The 18,224-nt window shown below is 67.6% G+C and carries 17 protein-coding genes; 10 read left to right on the forward strand and 7 right to left on the reverse strand.

Annotated elements, in window-relative coordinates; translation table 11 throughout:
* The first annotated feature begins 1 nt into the window (after nucleotide 1).
* Together AC5RVS_RS11290 and AC5RVS_RS11295 are read left to right on the forward strand one after the other, a co-directional pair.
* Nucleotides 2–799, forward strand: coding sequence for an ABC transporter permease (locus AC5RVS_RS11290; RefSeq protein WP_494108183.1), 798 nt, complete (start codon nucleotides 2–4; stop codon nucleotides 797–799).
* A 26-nt stretch (nucleotides 800–825) separates the two neighbouring features.
* The gene (locus tag AC5RVS_RS11295; RefSeq protein ID WP_494108184.1) at nucleotides 826–1,767 is read left to right on the forward strand and encodes a glycine betaine ABC transporter substrate-binding protein; all 942 of its coding nucleotides are present in this window, start codon (nucleotides 826–828) and stop codon (nucleotides 1,765–1,767) included.
* A gap of 98 nt (nucleotides 1,768–1,865) precedes the next feature.
* Here AC5RVS_RS11295 and asnB read toward each other — a convergent pair whose 3' ends face one another.
* A complete protein-coding gene (asnB, locus tag AC5RVS_RS11300) occupies nucleotides 1,866–3,386 on the reverse strand; it encodes an asparagine synthase (glutamine-hydrolyzing) (RefSeq protein WP_494108185.1) in 1,521 nt (506 codons plus the stop codon).
* 214 nt (nucleotides 3,387–3,600) lie between these two features.
* Here asnB and AC5RVS_RS11305 point away from each other — a divergent pair, with 214 nt between their 5' ends.
* On the forward strand, nucleotides 3,601–5,238 hold the full coding sequence (locus AC5RVS_RS11305) for an ABC-F family ATP-binding cassette domain-containing protein (RefSeq protein ID WP_494108186.1): 1,638 nt from the start codon (nucleotides 3,601–3,603) through the stop codon (nucleotides 5,236–5,238).
* A gap of 30 nt (nucleotides 5,239–5,268) precedes the next feature.
* On the opposite strand, the gene AC5RVS_RS11310 is transcribed toward AC5RVS_RS11305, so the two are convergent.
* From AC5RVS_RS11310 to AC5RVS_RS11320, 3 genes are all read right to left on the reverse strand, one after another.
* A complete protein-coding gene (locus AC5RVS_RS11310; RefSeq protein ID WP_494108187.1) occupies nucleotides 5,269–5,901 on the reverse strand; it encodes a hypothetical protein in 633 nt (210 codons plus the stop codon).
* Between the two features lie 47 nt (nucleotides 5,902–5,948).
* Nucleotides 5,949–6,440 (reverse strand): sortase domain-containing protein, encoded by a 492-nt coding sequence (locus AC5RVS_RS11315; RefSeq protein ID WP_494108188.1) that lies wholly within the window; start codon nucleotides 6,438–6,440, stop codon nucleotides 5,949–5,951.
* Nucleotides 6,441–6,675: 235 nt separating this feature from the next.
* A complete protein-coding gene (locus tag AC5RVS_RS11320) occupies nucleotides 6,676–7,449 on the reverse strand; it encodes a hypothetical protein (protein ID WP_494108189.1) in 774 nt (257 codons plus the stop codon).
* A gap of 240 nt (nucleotides 7,450–7,689) precedes the next feature.
* Here AC5RVS_RS11320 and AC5RVS_RS11325 point away from each other — a divergent pair, with 240 nt between their 5' ends.
* From AC5RVS_RS11325 to AC5RVS_RS11345, 5 genes are all read left to right on the forward strand, one after another.
* Complete coding sequence (locus AC5RVS_RS11325) at nucleotides 7,690–7,992, forward strand: ArsR/SmtB family transcription factor (protein ID WP_494108395.1); 303 nt, start codon at nucleotides 7,690–7,692, stop codon at nucleotides 7,990–7,992.
* Nucleotides 7,989–8,474 (forward strand): SRPBCC family protein, encoded by a 486-nt coding sequence (locus AC5RVS_RS11330; protein WP_493987782.1) that lies wholly within the window; start codon nucleotides 7,989–7,991, stop codon nucleotides 8,472–8,474. The genes AC5RVS_RS11325 and AC5RVS_RS11330 overlap by 4 nt, the downstream gene beginning before the upstream one ends.
* A 160-nt stretch (nucleotides 8,475–8,634) precedes the next feature.
* Nucleotides 8,635–9,123 (forward strand): pyridoxamine 5'-phosphate oxidase family protein, encoded by a 489-nt coding sequence (locus tag AC5RVS_RS11335; RefSeq protein ID WP_494108190.1) that lies wholly within the window; start codon nucleotides 8,635–8,637, stop codon nucleotides 9,121–9,123.
* Nucleotides 9,124–9,173: 50 nt separating this feature from the next.
* The gene (locus AC5RVS_RS11340; RefSeq protein WP_494108191.1) at nucleotides 9,174–9,713 is read left to right on the forward strand and encodes a hypothetical protein; all 540 of its coding nucleotides are present in this window, start codon (nucleotides 9,174–9,176) and stop codon (nucleotides 9,711–9,713) included.
* 246 nt (nucleotides 9,714–9,959) lie between these two features.
* Nucleotides 9,960–12,326, forward strand: a complete 2,367-nt coding sequence (locus tag AC5RVS_RS11345; RefSeq protein WP_494108192.1) for a putative bifunctional diguanylate cyclase/phosphodiesterase — start codon at nucleotides 9,960–9,962, stop codon at nucleotides 12,324–12,326.
* A gap of 25 nt (nucleotides 12,327–12,351) precedes the next feature.
* Here AC5RVS_RS11345 and idi read toward each other — a convergent pair whose 3' ends face one another.
* Nucleotides 12,352–12,882, reverse strand: coding sequence for an isopentenyl-diphosphate Delta-isomerase (gene idi, locus AC5RVS_RS11350; protein ID WP_493987778.1), 531 nt, complete (start codon nucleotides 12,880–12,882; stop codon nucleotides 12,352–12,354).
* Nucleotides 12,883–13,137: 255 nt separating this feature from the next.
* Here idi and AC5RVS_RS11355 point away from each other — a divergent pair, with 255 nt between their 5' ends.
* Nucleotides 13,138–14,325, forward strand: coding sequence for a CaiB/BaiF CoA transferase family protein (locus AC5RVS_RS11355; protein WP_494108193.1), 1,188 nt, complete (start codon nucleotides 13,138–13,140; stop codon nucleotides 14,323–14,325).
* 2 nt (nucleotides 14,326–14,327) lie between these two features.
* On the opposite strand, the gene AC5RVS_RS11360 is transcribed toward AC5RVS_RS11355, so the two are convergent.
* Nucleotides 14,328–15,914, reverse strand: a complete 1,587-nt coding sequence (locus tag AC5RVS_RS11360; RefSeq protein ID WP_494108194.1) for a PucR family transcriptional regulator ligand-binding domain-containing protein — start codon at nucleotides 15,912–15,914, stop codon at nucleotides 14,328–14,330.
* Nucleotides 15,915–16,100: 186 nt separating this feature from the next.
* Between AC5RVS_RS11360 and AC5RVS_RS11365 the strand changes: the two genes are divergently transcribed.
* The gene (locus tag AC5RVS_RS11365; RefSeq protein ID WP_493987775.1) at nucleotides 16,101–17,261 is read left to right on the forward strand and encodes an acyl-CoA dehydrogenase family protein; all 1,161 of its coding nucleotides are present in this window, start codon (nucleotides 16,101–16,103) and stop codon (nucleotides 17,259–17,261) included.
* A 31-nt stretch (nucleotides 17,262–17,292) separates the two neighbouring features.
* On the opposite strand, the gene AC5RVS_RS11370 is transcribed toward AC5RVS_RS11365, so the two are convergent.
* Nucleotides 17,293–18,207 (reverse strand): LysR family transcriptional regulator, encoded by a 915-nt coding sequence (locus tag AC5RVS_RS11370; protein ID WP_494108195.1) that lies wholly within the window; start codon nucleotides 18,205–18,207, stop codon nucleotides 17,293–17,295.
* Nucleotides 18,208–18,224: the final 17 nt, after the last annotated feature.

Raw genomic sequence — 18,224 nt, forward strand, 5'->3', positions numbered from 1 at the left:
CGTGGCCGCTGCCGCACCACAGCACACGGTGCACGACCAAGACGTTGCCGTCCAACCAGCGGCCAGGACGCGACGCCGGACCCTGACCGGTTACCTGCTGGTGCCGGCGATCCTGGCGCTGGCCTGCCTCTCGCTGTACCTGTATGTCGGCTCGCAGGAACTGGACAGCATCGAGGCGCGCGTCCTGGCCCCGGCCAATCTGGCCGCCGCCCTGGGGCGGCATCTGCAGTTGACCGTGGTCTCGACGCTGCTGACACTTGTCATCGCCGTGCCGTTGGGCATCCTGTTCACCCGTCCGGCCATGCGCCGGGTCCGCCCCTACCTGATCACCCTGCTGACCTTGGGACAGGCGGTTCCGACCATCGCCGTGCTGGTCCTGTTGGCCGTGGCTTTTCTGTTCCTGGGTTTCCAGGCCGCCATCGTGGGCTTGGTGCTTTACGCCATCATCCCGGTGCTGCTCAACACCATGGTGGGCCTGGAGCAGGTCGACGAATCCGTGCTGGAAGCCGGGCGAGGCATGGGCATCTCCAGGTTCGGTGTCCTGCGCCGGCTCGAACTGCCCCTCGCGGTGCCCATCATCCTGGCCGGCGTCCGCACCGCGCTGGTGATCAACGTGGGTACGGCCACCCTGGTGACCTACATCAACGCGGGCGGACTCGGGGACATCATCGTGGCCGGGCTCTCCACCAACCGCGTGCTGGTCCAGGTTGTCGGCGCCGCTCTCACAGCGGTGCTGGCATTGCTGATCGACTATCTGGCGAGCATCGCCGAAGACTTCCTGCGCCCGAAAGGGCTCTAGGCCATCCCCTGCATGACGAAAGAGGAATGATGAAAGCGAATAGTTTACGGAAGACGGCGTTCGCCGCGTTTGGCGCCGGAGTGGCCTTGCTGCTGACGGCCTGCGGCAGCGGCGACGCCGCCGAGGCGACAGGCGACGGCGAGCTCGCGGGCGCGCACTTCGCGGCGGGCTCCAAGGAATTCACTGAATCCATTTTGCTGGCCCAGATCGCGGCCGTCGCGCTCGAGGATGCCGGTGCCACCGTCGAGGACAAGACAGGCATCTCCGGCAGCGCCACCGTGCGCGAAGCCCTGCAGTCGAGCCAAGTGGACTTCTATTGGGACTACACCGGAACCGGCTGGGTCAATGTCCTCGGCCACACCACCGAGGACGTGCCGGAAGACCTCCACGCCGCCGTCGCGAAGGAAGACGCCGAGAACGGCGTCGCCTGGCTGGAGCCGGCGCCGTTCGAGAACACCTACCGCATCGCCGCAAAGAAGGAGTTTGCGGAGGCCGAAGGCATCACTAACATGACCGAAGCCGCCGCGTTCATCCAGAAGAACCCGGACCAGGGTGCCGTCTGTGCTGCCAGCGAGTTCATCAACCGCGACGACGGGCTCCCCGGCTTGGAGAAAGCGTACGGTTTTGACTTCAGCAAGGTGGTGGAGCTGGACCTGAACCTCATCTACACCCAGGTCGGCGGATCCTGCCAGTTCGGTGAAGTTTTCTCCACCGATGCCCGGGTCATCTCCAACGACCTGACCGTGTTGGAGGACGACAAGGATTTCTTCGTCCCGTACCAGGGCGCCATGACCCTGCGCCAGGAAACCCTGGACGAGTACCCGGCCATTGCGGAGATCATGGCACCGATCAGCGCCGCACTGACCAATGAAGTCATCACCGGGCTCAATGGCCGGGTGGATAACGACGGCGAGGATCCCCGCGATGTCGCCGAAGAGTGGCTGACGGAGCAGGGCTTGGTGGGTTAGCCACCGGACCTCCGCACCGCTCAACGGCCAGCGGCCGCCGGTCACCACGACCGGCGGCCGCTGGCCGTTTCATTCCTCCGTGAAGCGGTCCGGCCCTCTCAGGCCTCCGCGAATCGTCCCACCGTCTTCTGCGCATCGATCCCCGGCAGGGCGGCGGCGAAGATGCGGTAGTAAGCCAGTTCCTCGCGGGTGCGCACCGGCGGATCCAGGACACCGGCCTCGTGTTCCAGCTCCGCTTCGCTGACCGAAGCTTCAAAGTGTTCGCGGAGCACATCGTTCATGCCGGTGCCTTCGCCGAATTGCTCCTTCGGCCGCCAGAGCACCTCGTGGGGAACCATCCCGTCGAAGGCCCTGCGCAGCAGCCATTTGGCCGGCCGCTCCGGTCCCGTCAGTTTCCACGCCGGCGGCAACGCCAGGGCAAGTTCCACCACGTCCAGGTCCAAGAAGGGCAGCCGCGGTTCCAGCCCGTGGGCACCGGCCACCCGGTCCACGCGCTGCAGTCCGCCGATGGGCATGCCTTCGAGTGTCTCCAACAGATCCTCGTGCAGCGCCTCGCCGGTGTCATGGCGGCCGTAATGCGAATAGCCGGCGAACAGCTCGTCGGCGCCCTCGCCCACCAGCACGATCTTGACGTGTTCAGCAGCCAGCCGGGACACCAGGAAATTCGGCACCGCACTGTGCACCAGCGTCGGGTCAAAGGATTCAAGCTCCGCGATGACCTGCGGTACGAGCGCGATCGCGTCCTCGGCCGTGTAGACGAGCTCATGGTGATCGGTGCCGGCGGCGGACGCCATTACCCGGGCGGCCAGCAGGTCGGCGCTGCCTTCCAGCCCGACGGCGAACGTCTTCAAAACCTTCCCGCGCTCTGCGGCCTTGCGGGCCGCCACGGCCGTGACGATGCTGGAGTCCACCCCGCCGGACAACAGGACGCCCACCGGCACATCGGCGGTCATGCTGCGCTCCACCGCCCGGACCAAGGTGTCGCGCAGGGCATCAAAGACCCACTGCGGAGGATCCTCCTCCGGCCGCCGGCTCTTGAGCAGCACCGGGGCGCCCGCCGGGAAAACGGGTCCGGCGATCAAGCCATCCTCCGGTGTCCAGGCATGGCCCGGCGGGAAAGGCTGCACGAAAGGCCGCCACTCGTCGTCGAACGCCTTCATTTCAGAGGCAAACAGCACGGTTCCGTCGCGGCGTGCCCAGTACAACGGGGACAATCCGAGCATGTCCCTGGCCGCGACGAACCGCCCGTCATCGCCTGCCACCACCAAGGCAAACGGGCCCCAGAGCTTCTCGAAGGCGGCGACGCCGAGCTCCTCGTACAGCTGCAGCGCGGCCTCCAGATCGGAGCGGGTCCTGAACCCCTCGTGCCCGAGCCGGTCGCGGATCCGGCGGTAGTTGTAGATCTCCCCGTCGCCCACTAGCCAGGCGTCGCCGTCGCGGCCGGCCAGGGGTTGCTGCCCGTTCTCCGGATCGACGATGGCCAACTGCCGGCTGCCGAGCCAGGATTTGCCCACTCGGCGGGACCCCGACCCGTCCGGTCCACGGTGTGCCAACCGGTCCAGCATCCGTTCGCCTGCTGTCGCATCGAACTCCCCGTGGGCAGCCACTATCCCTGACATCTGCATCCCGCCTTCGCGCTTGTCCAACAAAATCCGGCGCCGCACGCGGCCGGGCTCCGTCCGTCCCAGGCGCTGCGACGCGACTTCTCCAGCATAGCCAGCCGACGCCCACGCCCTCGCCGCCGGCCGTGGGCCAGTCCGCCAGGCTCCGCGGTTCCTGGCCGGGTCCCGGCGCGGTCCAGACCACCCGCCGCCGCTCCTTAGACTTGTAGGCATGACTGCAACGCTGGTGGCCAAGGACCTCTCGGGCGGCCACGGCCACCGCACTCTGTTCTCCAACCTGAACCTGACCGTCGCGCCGGGCGACGTCGTCGGGGTGGTCGGCGCCAACGGTGCCGGCAAGACCACGCTGTTGCGGATCCTGGCCGGCGCGGACGCACCGCTGGCGGGGTCGGTGAGCACGGCGCCCTCGGACGCCTTTGTGGGCTGGCTGCCGCAGGAGCACGAACGGATTCCCGGTGAGACCATCGCCGCCTACATTGACCGCCGCACCGGTGCCGCGGCCGCCACCGCCGCCATGGAAGCCGCGGCCGAGGCGCTGGGCTCCGGCTCCAAGCAGGCCGGCGACGCCTACGCCGCCGCTCTGGACCACTGGATGGCCAGCGGGGCCGCGGACTTGGAGGACAGGATCCCGCCCATGCTGGCCGAACTCGGTTTGGACGTTGGTCCGGACGCCCCGATGACCGGGCTTTCCGGCGGCCAGGCCGCACGCGCTGCCTTGGCGGCCCTGCTGCTGAGCCGCTTCGACGTGGTCCTGCTGGACGAGCCCACCAACGATCTGGACCTGGCCGGACTGGCCCGGCTGGAGTCGTTCGTGCAGGGCCTGCGCGGCGGCGTGGTGCTGGTCTCCCACGACCGCGAATTCCTGGCCCGCTGCGTGACCACCGTGGTGGAGTTGGACCTGGCCCAGAACAAGGTGGCGGTGTACGACGGCGGCTACGATGCATTCCTGGAGGAGCGGGCCGTGGCGCGCCGCCACGCCCGCGATGCCTACGACGAGTTCGCCGAGAAGAAGGCGGACCTCGTGTCCCGGGCGCGGACCCAGCGCGAGTGGAGCTCCCAAGGCGTCCGCAACGCCATGAAAAAGAACCCGGACAACGACAAGATCCGCCGCAAGGCCAGCACGGAGTCCTCCGAAAAGCAGGCGCAGAAGGTGCGGCAAATGGAGTCCCGCATCGCCCGGCTGGACGAGGTGGAGGAGCCGCGCAAGGAGTGGCAGCTGCAGTTCAGCATCGGCGCCGCACCGCGCTCCAGCGCAGTGGTCGCCACCTTGAACCAGGCCACCGTCCGCCGCGACGGATTCACGCTCGGCCCGGTCTCGCTGCAGGTCAACGCCGGCGAGCGCATCGGCATCACCGGCCCCAACGGCGCGGGCAAGTCCACCCTGCTGCGCCTCCTGCTGGGACACCAGCAGCCCGACGACGGCGCCGCCGGGCTGGGCGCCAGCGTCGCCGTCGGCGAGATCGACCAGGCGCGCGGCCAGCTCCCGGAAGACCAGCCGCTCGGTACCGCCTTCGAGGAGCTGGTACCGGACTACAGCCAGGCCGAGGTCCGCACGCTGCTGGCAAAGTTCGGCCTCAAGGCCGACCAAGTGTCCAGCGCCGTCGGCGCCCTCTCCCCCGGCGAGCGCACCCGGGCTGCCCTCGCCCTGCTGCAGGCCCGCGGCGTGAACCTGCTGGTCCTCGATGAGCCCACCAACCACTTGGACCTGCCCGCCATCGAACAGCTGGAGCAGGCGCTGGACAGCTACGACGGCACGCTGCTGTTGGTCTCGCATGACCGTCGGCTGCTGGAAAACGTCCGGCTGGACACCCGGTGGGACGTCGACGCCGGCCAAGTCACCGTGACGTAACGCCGCACGGACGCCTGCCTTAGACACCTGTCAGGGGTGTTCGATCCAGCAGGCCAGGATGGTGGTGGAGAGCTGGTAGGCCAAAGCGTTCCTGGTGATGCTGTCCGGCCCCAGGGTTGCCGGCAGGCCGGAGGCTTTTACGTGGAGGACGAAGCTGTCTTTCTGGAACACGGCTGATCCGTCGGGCGTTTCATAGGCCGGGAAACCGAGGTTGGCGAGGCCCTCGATGGGGTGTGCATCCTTCGCACGAGCCTGCATCGCGTCGAAATATTGCAGTGCGGATGCTTTGTCCTCAGCTTCCCGAACGGAGATCTTCAAAGCCCCTTCGGCCAGGTGGTAGGTGCAGGTGAAGGTAGGGTCGGCCCAGTCGCTGATGGTGTGCGGGTCCTCGTCCAGGTCCAGGATGGCGGTGAGCCTGTCCACCGGCTGGTCCCCGCACACCATCAGGGCAGCGTCGCTGGGCCCGTCCGCCGTCGCTGCCGGCGCTTCCGGATCCTGACTGTGCTGCCCACCGCCGTGGCTGCCGGCATGCCCGGGCTCGGCCACCGTGGGCGGGTCCGAGGGAGAGCTTAACGGCGGTGACACGGTTGCGGCCGCGGTACAGCCGGAAAGCAGCAGAGCGGACAGGGCCACGGAGGCCAGTAAGGGCTGGGGGTGTTTCACAGCTTTTCCGTCCTGGCAGCCGTACTTCATCGGGTCGGCGGCCGTTCTCAGGCTTTGAGTTTTGCGTAGATGACGTAGTTGTCGTCGAAGAGCCCGGTGGACGGGTCATAGCCGTCGCAGGTGATCAGCCGCAGCTCAGCTCCGGGAGTGTTGCCGTAGACCTCGAGGGTGGGGAACTCGTTTTTGCTGTAGAGGGCGCCGCGGTCAACGGTGAACACGGCGATGCTGCCATCGGTGCGGGAGACGTTGATTTCGGTGCCGGGTGTGAGTTTCCGCAGGTCGGCGAAGACTCCCGTGTTGCCGCCGAGTGCGTTGACGTGGCCCAGCATGACCGAAGGACCGCGTTCCCCGGGCGTGGGAGAGCCGCTGTACCAGCCGGCGGGGGCGCCGCTGCCGGTGTCTTCGGGAACCTCCAGGGAGCCGTTTTCCCGCAAGCCCAGATGGAGGAGGTTTGTCCGGACCCCGATCGAGGCAATGCTCAGGGTGACCGGAGCGGCAGCACCCATCACCCGCGGAAGCTGTTCTGCCGGAGGGGTCACCGCCGGTGCGGAGGCTGACGGTGCGGCTGTAGCCGGCGATGGAGCCGCAGCCGTGCCGGGCACCGCCGGAGACGAGGGGGCGGCGGCCGGCGGGGAGTCGGGGGTTCCATTTCCTGCTGTGCCGCAGCCGGCCAGGGTCAGCAGGAGCAGAACCCCGGCCGCCGTGGAGGCCCCAAGACCCCCACGGCGGCCGGAATTGCTGATTCTCACAGTATTGGTCCGTTCAGCTATGGCTTTAGGCTGCCGCGCCGGCGGTGCGGCGGACCACGTAGGCTCCGCCGGCCAAGGCCAGGAGGACCAGGCCACCGCCGAGGACGAGGGCTTCGGTGTCGGTGCCGGTTTCCTGAACATTGCCGGTGTCTGCGCCGCCTGCGGGCATCTTCATCTGCCCGGCCGTTAGTGTTCCGCACAGGGCGGGAGAGGTGGCGGCCAGCGGCAGGTTGGGGGCAAGGTCGCTCTTCGCGGCTTGGCCTGCCGCGCTGAGGGTGGCGGGGTCAAGGCCGTGGACCACAACCACTGCGGTGCCTGCTTCCAGGGCGGCCTTGGTCTCGGCGTTCAGGTCGAACGTGCGGTCAATGGTGTAGGCGGCTCCCTGGCCCGCGACTTGGAGATCAAGGCCTGCTGCGGGGCTGGTGTCTCCGCCGGTGGACAGGGTGGTGAGGATTTCGCCGTAGGACGGCGCTCCTTCGGTGGTGGAGATGACCTGGTCGCCGTCCGCGTCGGCCGAAGGATCCGGGCAGACGCCTTGAGCGCCGCCGTGGATGTGCTGCACGTGCGGGTAGGGGGCGTCCATGAAGGTGGCAGCCAGGCCGGAGACGTTCAGGACTGCGTGGGCCTGGTTGCCGGTGACATCAACGGTGATGGTGCCGGAAGCGGAGCTGCCGTTGATCTGGCCCAAGGTTGACTGGTAGTGGTCGGCGCCGTCATTGGCCATGGCAGGGGAACTTTGCAGGGCAAGAGCGCCCAGGGCCAGTGTGGGGACAGCCAGAAGGCGAAGTGGCTTATTCATTGGAAAAATCTCCTCATACACGTCGGTGTGATGTTCGCGCCCCGAAAGAGGGGACACCAGTACTTCGGAACGGCACCGAAAACGGATTGGAGGAATTGTGGCCCGGGCCACAATTGCCAACTACCTCTTGACCTGCCCCTGCCGCAGGAGTAAGTTCTTATTCAACCGAAAGGTTGATCAAAGGAAGAGTTGAATAACGTGACTGGTAGCAGCGACGAGGCCCTCCTGGACAGGGCGTTCATGGCCCTGGCAGATCCGGCCCGCCGCCGCATCATCGCCCGGCTCAGCCGCGGACCGGCAACGGTCAACGAACTGGCCGAGCCCTTCGAAATCTCCAAGCAGGCGGTTTCGAAGCACATCCAGGTCCTCGAGCAGGCACATTTGGTCACCCGCACCAGGGATGCCCAGCGCCGGCCCGTTCACCTAAACGCTGCACGGCTCGAAGCGCTCACTGCGTGGATCGACCAGTACCGACTGGTGCGGGAGGCGCAGTACCGCGGACTGGACGCCGTGCTCGGCCAACTATCCAAGGACAATCCATGAGCAACTCACTTCAAGTCACCCTCCCGCAGGGCCTTCCGTTCATCGATACCGAACGCGAGTTCGACTATCCCGTCGCCGACGTTTTCGGCGCCCACAAGGACCCCGACCTCCTCAAGCAGTGGCTGGGCCCGCGCGGCATGAAGATGGACATTGATCATTACGACTTCCGCACCGGCGGCAGCTACCGCTACCTCCACACCGGCCCCGACGGCCAACAGTACGCCTTCACCGGCATTTTCCACACGGTCCGCGAGAACGAGTTCGCCATCCAGACGTTTGAGTTCGGCGGCTACCCGGACGTTGTCAGCATCGAGTTCATGACCTTCGAGGACCTCGGCAACGGACGCTGCAAACTGATCGGCCATTCCGTCTACCCCACACTGGAGGCACGCGACGGCATGGCCCAGTCCGGCATGGAAAGCGGCATGAGCGAAGGCTATGAGCGGCTTGACGAGCTGCTCGCCGGCGCCCGCACCACGTGAAGAGGGGGCCCTGCCGCGGCCTGGGGTCGGAGCCTGCCGGGCCCCGATCCCGGCCGCGCACTTCCCTGCCCAAAGGTCTCCCGCCCGCAACCACCATTGGCCTCCTCGGAATTAGAAAGTATGCTGAGGAATCCCTGAACCCTAGACGGAAGGTGGTTTCATGGCGAACGATGATGAAGGACGCAAGGAAGTAGCCAAGATCCTGAAGGACGCTGACATAGGCGTCCTCACCACGGTCAATGCCAGCGGCCAGCTGTTCAGTCGGCCGCTGGCGCTACAGGAAGCAGAGTTCGACGGCGACCTGTGGTTCGTGACGCACGATCCCTCGCCCAAGGCCAGCGAAATCCGCGCCAATCCGCACGTCAACGTGGCGGTCAGCGGTTCGGACGGCTACCTGTCCATCTCGGGCACCGCCACAATCGTCCGCGACCAGGCGAAGATCGACGAACTGTGGAGCCCCATGATGGAACCGTGGTTTGAAAACGGCAAGGACGACCCGACGGTGGCTTTGCTCCGGGTCGAGGCCCACACCGCCGAATACTGGAAGCCGGATTCCCCCAAGGTGGCCACGCTGTTCAAGCTGGCCAAGGGAATGGTCACCGGGAAGCAAGCAGACGACGTCGGCAAGAACGACGTCGTCAACCTCTAGCCGGAGGCATCTGCCGATCGGCAACACAGCACGCACTTAAGGAGTCAGCAATGTCCGGAAATCTTTTGGCCCGTTCTGTGCACGACCTCACTGCCGCCGCCTGGTTTGGCGGTTCCCTGATGGGCGCCATCGGCCTTAACGGTGCGGCCGCCGCCGCCCAGGATCCGCGCGAGCGGACTCGTTTGTCCAGCGTCGGCTGGATGAAATGGGCGCCGGTCCAGGCCGTGGCTTTCGTATCGCACCTTGCCTCCGGCTTGCCGCTGCTGGCGGGCAACAAGGGCAGGATGGCCAAGCAGGAAGGGGTTACGCGGAATACCGTCATCAAGACCGTCGTCACCCTGGCCGGCGCGGCCGTCACCCTCTACGCCGGCATGCTGGGCAAGAAGGTGGAGAAGATGGCTGAACAGGGGGCAGAGGGCGCCACCGAGCCGTCACCGATGGCTTCACCGGAGCTTAAGTCCGCGCAGAAGCAACTCAAGCTGCTGCAGTGGACCATCCCGGCCTTCGCCGGCACTGTCATCGTGCTCGGTGCCAAGCACGGCGAAATGCAGCGGCCCGCCACCTTCTTGGAGGGGCTGCTCAAGCACTGAAGGTGATGTCCACCCGGTGCGGCTCCGGTCAGCCGCGTCGTCGGGGCTGTCCGCTGAGGACGCCCCGACGCGCGTCGGCCCGGATTAACAGAATGACGCGGCCCGTCGCGGAGATTCTGCAACCCACCCCGTGTCGGCCGGGCCGGTCCACCACCGGCTGCACCGGCTGAGCGCGCTGCACGGTTACGATTGTTGAAACGTTAACATCAGACGGCAGAAGTGGGGAACGGGCATGCCGGCAGCATCATGACGGCGACCAAAGCGTCGGCCGCCTTGGCGTGGGCTGCCATCGCCGGCATTTCGGCCGCCGGGCTGCTGGTGTTGGGCCAGGTCATCGCGGCTTCAATCGTCGCTCCGCCACGGTTCGACCTGGTGGCCGTCCTCTCCGTGCTGATGCTGGTGCTGGCCTGGCACCTGCGCGTGGATACGCCGCTCATGCGGCGCCAGACCACCGCCGCGATGACCGCCGCCGTGATCGTCTGCAACGATCTCACCGCACCGCTGCACGAAACGGTGGCGGTGGTGGGAGTCGGACTGCTGGCCACCCGCGTAATTTTCCGGCGCTTCCGCTGGGGAGAGGTGTACTGGTTTATCAGCCGGCTGCTCGCCTCCGCCGTACTGGTAGCCGTGTTCCAAGTCCTCCACGCTGCCGGTACCGCGTGGCCGGTCGCCCTGCTGGCTGGCTGGCTGGCCTTCTTCCTGACGGCGATTGCCGTCGAGCGTGCCTTCGCCACCACGGCCACGCGGAGCAGCACCTTCCGCAACGGCATCGGGTGGCCGCCGGCACTGTGCACGCTGGCCATCAGCCTGCTCCTGTGCCTGGCCGCCCAGTATGCCGCCCTGCGGTTTAGTCACGACGGCGTCCAGTCGTTGCTCCTGGTCTTCGCGTCCGTGCTGGCGCTGGCAGTCACCGGCTGGCTGCGCAACCGCGAACTGCGCCGCCGCCTCACCGGCCTGGTCGACGCCTCGCTCGAGCTGCCGTGGAGCCCGGACGGGCTTGACAGGACCCTCCTCGCCGCCGCCAGCGCCTCGGTGCGCGCGGACCGCGTGTCCCTGCGTCCGGAAGCGCCGAAAGAAAGGGAAATCGGCGTCCGGATGCGTCGCTGGGACCACGGCGACAACTACCTGGTGGCTTCGCGAAACGGCGGCGCACAGTTCACCGAAGAAGACGAGCAGGTGCTGGACGCGCTGGCACACGTCGGCAGCATCATGGTCCGGCACGATGAGCTGGGGCACGAACTGCGGCTGCAGGCGGACACCGATGCCCTGACCGGGCTGGGCAACCGCCGCACCCTCTGGCATCGGCTGGCCGAGATCAATGCCGGCCGCCGCCCCGGCGAGGCCATCGCCGTCGTCTATCTTGACCTGGACGAATTCAAGGCCGTCAATGACAGGCACGGCCACGACGTCGGCGACCTGCTGCTGACCGCCACCGCGCAGCGGATACGCTCGGAAATCCGCGAGGACGACGTGGCCGCTCGCATCGGCGGCGACGAATTCGTCGTCGTCCTCCGCGATGTCACCAGCGAAGCCGACGCCCGCGCCGCCGCCGACCGCATAGCCGCCGCGATCGCGCGCCCGCTCAGCGCCCGCGGCAACACGCTGCGGGTGCGGGCCAGCACTGGCGTGGCGTACTCCGACCACCCGGCACCCAACATCGAGGAGCTGCTGCGCAACGCCGATTCCGGCATGTACGGCTCCAAGCGGCTGCAGCAGCGCCTGCGCGACGCACAGCGCGACGGCTCCGAGGCCGAAGCCTGCCTGGCTGTTGCGGTTGAACGCGGCATCCGCCGGCACCTACTGCGTGTGGCGCTGCAGCCCATCGTTTCCCTGGACCTGGATGCGATCGTCGGGTTCGAGGCCCTGGCCCGCTACGAGGACGACGAACTCGGTAACATCCCGGCGGACCGGCTGGTCACCGAAGCGAACCGGCTGGGCCTGCTCACCGAGCTGACCATCCAGGTGATCGACGGAGCGGCGGCGGCGATGGCCCGAATCAGCGAAGTCACCAGTGTCCGCTCCATCTCCGTCAACGTGGAGCTGGGCCAGCTCGCCGCCGGATCTCCCGTCGTGGACCGGCTGCGGCGGATGCGCGCCGAAGGGCCGGAGCTGAACATCATCGTGGAGCTGACCGAAAACTCGTTGGACAAGATGTCCGAGCAGTCCCGGGCAGCCCTCGTGCAGTTGCGCAGCGAGGGCTTCAGGATCGCCATCGACGACTTCGGCTCCGGCTACTCATCCATGAACTCGCTGACCGAGTTCCCCTTCGACATCGTCAAGGTGGACCGCTCGCTGGTCAGCGGCAACGACGGAAGCGCCCGGAACGACGACGAAAACGCCCGGAACATCGTGGTCAGCCATTTGATCGCCATGTTCACCGCGCTGAAGGCGGACGTGGTGATCGAGGGCATCGAGACCGCCGAGACCGTGGAGTGGCTGGCCGGCTGCCCGGATCTGAACGCCCAGGGCTTCTACTTCGGCCGGCCCATGTGGCCTGAGGAACTCATCGCCCGGCTGGTCACCTCCGGCACGGCGGCGCTGCCGGCTCCCGCCCACCGCGATTCCCGCCGACCCATGACCCAGCGGACGCCCGAACATTCGTCTGCCACCTGAGGCGCCGGATCTATCTCTGCGGCGGCTAGGCCAGGCGGTCCAAGGCTTGGAGCTGCAGCACGATCCACGGGCTGAAGGCCCACGGCGCGGCGGTCGCCGCGGTCCGCAGGTCGGAGGGGCGCACCCAACGGTACTCGGCCACCTCGTCATCGCGCGGCGACAGTTCGCCGGCAGCCAGCGCCGTGTAGACGGGGCAGAACTCGTTCTCCACAATGCCGGAGGCGTCCACCGCGCGGTAACGGAAGTCCGGCAGCACCAGCTTCAGGTCTTCCAGCCCAAGCCCCAGCTCGTAGCGCACCCGTCGCCGCACCGCGTCGGCCATCTCCTCCCCCGGGGCCGGATGGCCGCACGCGGAGTTGGTCCAGACACCCGGCCAGGTCAGCTTGTTCAGTGCGCGCCTGGTCACCAGCACGCGGCCCTCGGCGTCGGAAATATGGCAGGAAAACGCCAGGTGCAGCGGCGTCTCGCCCGTGTGGATGTCGGCCTTGTCGGCAACGCCGGCGGGCTTCAGGTTCTCGTCCAGCAGCACTACCTGCTCGGGTGACTCTGCCGTCATGTCGGCCCGGACCCGGGCAGCTGCCGTTGCCGGGAGCGCGCCCAGCGGTCAGTCGTGTTCATACCAGCCATTGTATGGGCGGGTGGGAGAGGACCGTTTTGTCTGCTGGCGAGGCTGCACGCCTCGGCACAAGGGAAGGCCAACGGGGTCTCCCCTTGGACGAAACGACCACCCCATGGCCAAGACATCCGATCCCGTGCCGGCCGCCCTGCCGTAGACTCGACGCCACTTCATGCTTGTTCGGAAGGACGGATCGTGCCTGACTCTCCCACCGCCGCTGCCCCGGCTCCAGCAACAAGACCCTTGGAAGGCCTGCTGGTGGCCGACTTCTCCAGGGTGCTCGCCGGCCCGCTGGCCACCATGACGCTGGCCGATCTGGGTGCACGGGTCATCAAGGTGGAGCGCCCGGGCACGGGGGACGACACCCGCAGCTGGGGTCCGCCGTATTCCGCTACCGGAGCCACCTACTTCGAGAGCGTGAACCGCAACAAGGAATCGATCTGCCTGGACCTGGCGGATCCCGGCGACCGGCGGTTGGCCCGGACGCTGGCGCTGACTGCCGATGTCGTCGTGGAGAATTTCAAACCCGGCGGGATGGACAGGCTCGGGCTCGGGTATGCGGAGCTCTCGGCCGGGAATCCGGGCCTGGTCTACGCCTCGATTTCCGGTTTCGGTTCAGCCGAAGGTGCGTCCCTGCCCGGCTACGACTTCATCGTGCAGGCGGTCGGCGGCCTGATGAGCATCACCGGCGAGGCGGACGGTTCCCCCTACAAGGCGGGTGTCGCCCTGGTGGACGTGCTGACCGCGAAGGACGCGACCATTGGGATCCTCGCCGCGCTCAACGCGCGCGCCGCCACCGGCCGGGGCAGCCGGCTCGAGGTCAACCTGCTGTCCAGCCTGCAGGGCGCCCTGGCCAACCAGGCCCAGGCCTATCTGGGAGCAGGCAAGGTCCCCCAACGGATGGGCAACGAGCACCCGTCCATCGTTCCCTATCAGCTGCTGGAATGCTCCGATGGACCGCTGGCCGTCGCCTGCGGCAACGACGGGCAGTTCCGACAGCTGGCCACCGTCCTGGGAGAGCCGCAGCTCGCGGACGACGAACGTTTCGCCACCAACAGCGCCCGGGTGCAGCACCGCCACGAGCTCATCCCGCTGCTGGAGGAGGCCCTGTCCGCCGCCTCCGCCTCGGTGTGGCAGGGCAAGCTCACCGGCGTCGGCGTTCCCGCCGGCCCCGTGGCGGGCATCGACGAGGGCATCAGGTATGCCGAATCACTGGGGCTGGCCCCGACCATCGAGGTCCGCGATGCCGTCGGGGAGCCCGCCGGCCGCCAGGTTCGCCACCCGATCTCCTGGAGCCCGGCGTTCGAACCCCGCACCGCTGCCCCGCCCGCGCTCGGCGAACACACCACATCGGTGCTGGAGTGGCTGCGCACCCTGGACTGACGTCAGAGGCCGCGTCGGCGGAAGGCCAGCCACAGATGCGCGGCGACGTCCGGATCGTCGACGCTGACCCCGAGCAGCCGCTCGGCCACCGCCATTCGATGTCGCAGCGAATTCCGGTGGACGTTGAGTTGGCGGGCCGTGTCCTCCCAGTGGCCCCGGTGGCGCAGGTAGGCGGCCACGGTCTCCAGCAGCTCGGCGCGGCGATACCCCGCCAGCGCCTCGACCCACGCATCGGCGCGGGCTGCATCGTCGGCCGCCAGTTCCACGAGCTTGCCCGCAGGCGCCGCGACCGCGGCACGGTGCACAGCTGCCATCGCCCCCGCCACCTCCGCCAACGAGAGGGATTCCGTCCAGGCAGCACCTGTCTCCGCGGCGCCGGAGGCAGCTGCTGGCGTTGACGTTGACGCAACCTTGACTGCCTCGGTGCCCGCGTCGACTCCCGTCCAGGCCAGAAGTTCCGCGTCAGCTTCCCCGTCTGCCGGCCGGTCTGCCGCTGCCTGTTCCGCGAGCCCGGCATCCAGCAGGAAGTAGGCCACCCCGTCGTCGGCAAAGCGCAGCGCACAACTGGCCAGCGCCGTCGCCGGCGAGCCGTCGCCCTCGGCCGGTCGGAGCCGGGACACCGCGCCGGCGAGCGCCGCGAGGGAATCCGCCGTCCCCATCTTGGCGGCCAGCACGCGGACCCGTTCCGGCAGCTGTCCCAGGTTTCCGTCGGCGGCTACCAATCCGGCGGCCTCCACCTGGCCGCGGGCTATCAGCTTGGCGACGACGGAGCCCAGCACCGTCGTCGTCCCCAGCAGCTCCTCGCGCTGCTGGGCCTTCAGAGCGAGGAGGACGCAGACCGTCGTGATGATCTGCCGATCGGCCTTGGTCAGGGTCCGGCCCGGGCCGATGGCCAGGAAGCCGTCGATCCGCCGTCCGACGAGGATCGGATACTCGACGACTGGAGCGCCGTGCAGCCAGAAGGTAGCGGCGGAATGGGTGCCGGCATCGTTGAGTCGTGTGGTTTCCAGTCTGAGGTGCGGCAGCAACGGCAGCGCACTGGCCGGCCACACGGTGGCCTTCGTCCCGTCGTCCGCGGGCAGGTAGGCCGCCCAGCCACCCAGCGCTTGGGCCAGCCCCTGCACGACCGATGGCAGGGCATCCGGACGCATCGTCGCCCGGGCCAAAGCTGTCTGCGTTCCAAGGTTCGCTATCAGGTCTGCCTGATCACTCCGCGAGGCCAATTCCCAGAACATCCGCGAGACGTCCAGGAACGGGACGCCGTCGGGGACCACCAGCAGCTCCACGCCCTCGGCGGAGCAGGCCCGGACCAGCTCCGGCGGCACGCTGTCCAGCCCTTCCCCCAGCCCCAGGCCAAGGGCAGCGACCCCTTTGGCCGCCAGCCGCCGCACGTACCCGTCCACGGCAGCGGCACTTCCGCTCAGCGGGATGCCGGTGGTCAGCAGCAGCTCGCCGCCCTCCAGGTAGGCACCCGGGTCTGCCAGCTCGGAAACATGGACACCGGAGAGCTGGATCCCCGGCACCGGTCCGGGAACCGCCGGCCTGAGCGAATCTCCGAGTTCATGGCTGAGCTGGGCGAGGGAAACCATGGACTGATTATCCAACACGGCCGGAGCTTTTAGGCAGAACATCCGATGACCTCGTGCCCATCGCGCGGATAGCGTTGCCCTATGACCGATGTGCCCACCTCCGCGACCGGCGCGGCGGGCACGAGCCGCATCCCCACAGCCATCCCAACTTCAACACCCTCCCCGTAGCTCAGCAGAAGGAAAGCCATGTCTTTGGACCACGACCTGATTTCGTTCGAATCCCTGCTCACCGAGGAGGAACGGCAACTGCAGAAGAACGTCCGCTCCTTTGTGGACAGCGCAATCAAGCCGAACATCGCCGGCTGGTACGAAAATGCAGCGTTCCCGCTGGAGATCGTGCCCGAGCTGGCCAAGCTCGGCCTGCTCGGCATGCACCTTGACGGGTACGGCTGCGCCGGCCGCTCCGCCGTCGAATATGGGCTCGCCGGCGCCGAGCTGGAAGCCGGCGATTCCGGCCTGCGCACCTTCGTCTCCGTGCAGGGCTCGCTGGCCATGAGCGCGATCCACAAGCACGGCTCCGAGGAACAGAAACAAGAGTGGCTGCCGCAGATGGCGGCCGGCGAAGCCATCGGTTGCTTCGGCCTGACCGAACCCAGCGCCGGTTCCGACCCGGCCAGCATGAAGACCTTCGCCCGCCGCGTCGGAGATGACTGGGTGCTCAACGGTTCCAAGCGCTGGATCGGTCTAGCCTCGGTCGCGAAGGTCGCCGTGATCTGGGCCCAGACCGACGACGGCGTCCGCGGGTTCGTGGTGCCGACCGACACCGCCGGTTTCAAGGCCACCCCGATCGAAGCCAAGCTCTCCATGCGCGCCTCCATCCAGTGCGACATCGAACTCACCGACGTCCGCCTGCCTGCCGCGGCACTGCTGCCGAAGGCCAAGGGACTGCGCGGCCCGTTCGAATGCTTGAACGAAGCTCGCTACGGCATCATCTGGGGTGCCATGGGAGCCGCCCGCGATGCCTGGCAGGCCGCGGTCGACTATTCCAAGGAGCGGATGCAGTTCGACAAGCCGCTGGCCGGTTACCAGCTCACCCAGGAAAAGCTGGTCAACATGGCACTGGAGATCAACAAGGGCTTCCTGCTCGCCCTGCACCTGGGCCGCCTCAAGGACGCCGGGCAGTTGCAGCCCCACCAAATCTCCGTCGGCAAGCTCAACAACTGCCGCGAAGCCATCGAGATCGCCCGCGAATGCCGCACCATCCTCGGCGGCAACGGCATCACCCTGGACTACTCGCCGCTGCGCCACGCCAACAACCTCGAATCCGTGCGCACCTACGAGGGCACCGACGAGGTCCACACCCTGATCCTCGGCCAGAAGATCACCGGCGTTCCCGCCTTTCGCTGACCGACAAAAGGTGCGCAAGGAGGCGTCCCGCTCAGACGGTTTCGACCCCGTGCAGCACCTCGGAGGCGTAATCCATCACGGCGCGTGCCCGTGCGCTCAGGGCCACGCCCTCGGGCCAAACGGCCACCACCGAGGTCCCGCCGGCCCGGGGCACCAGGGGCCTCGAGACGATCGGCAAACCTTCGGTGGTGACGGGAATCTGGTTGGGTCGCGACATCAGCAGGCTGTAGCCGAGGCCGCGTCCCACCAACGCCCTGACCAGATCGATTTGCGGCACCTGGGCCGCCAGCGTCGGCGTGAGGCCTCGTTCGCTGAACATCAGCTGCGTATACCCACTGCTGGGAACCGATTCGAGCATGATCAGCGGCTCCGGAGCGAGTTCGGCGAGATCCAGTTCGGCCTTGCCAGCCAGCGGGTGGGACTGAGCTAAAACGGCCATGACCTCGGTGCGATAAATGACCTTCCGTTGCAGTCCCGCGGGCAGGCCGATGTCATAGACGATTGCGGCGTCCAAGGCGCCGGTCGTCAGCGACGGCAACAGGTCGCCGTGATCGCCCACCGTAATGCCGATCTCCACTCCCGGATGCTGCTTGCCGAAGCCCTCCAGCACCGAGGGCAGTACGTTGCTGGCCAGTCCGATGTAGCAGCCGAGCGCGACCGGTCCCCGCAGCTGTCCGTCGACGCCGGCCAGTTCGCTGACCAGCCCATCGGTTTCCTTCAGGATGCTCCGGGCCCGGCCTGCGAGGTATTGCCCCGCAGGCGTGAGCCACATGCCCTTGGCCTTCCGGCGCACGCACAGCTGCTCGCCCACCGCTGCCTCCAGTTCGCTCAATGCGTGCGAGAGCGCCGACTCCGAAATATGCAGGGCGGCCGCCGCGGAGCTGAGCGTCGGGTGATCGGGCAGGGCCGCAAAGAGTTCCAGCTGGCGCAGGGTGAACTTGGGCAAGAAACCGTATTCCTAAA

The organism is Arthrobacter sp. Y3221048 (assembly GCF_059092685.1).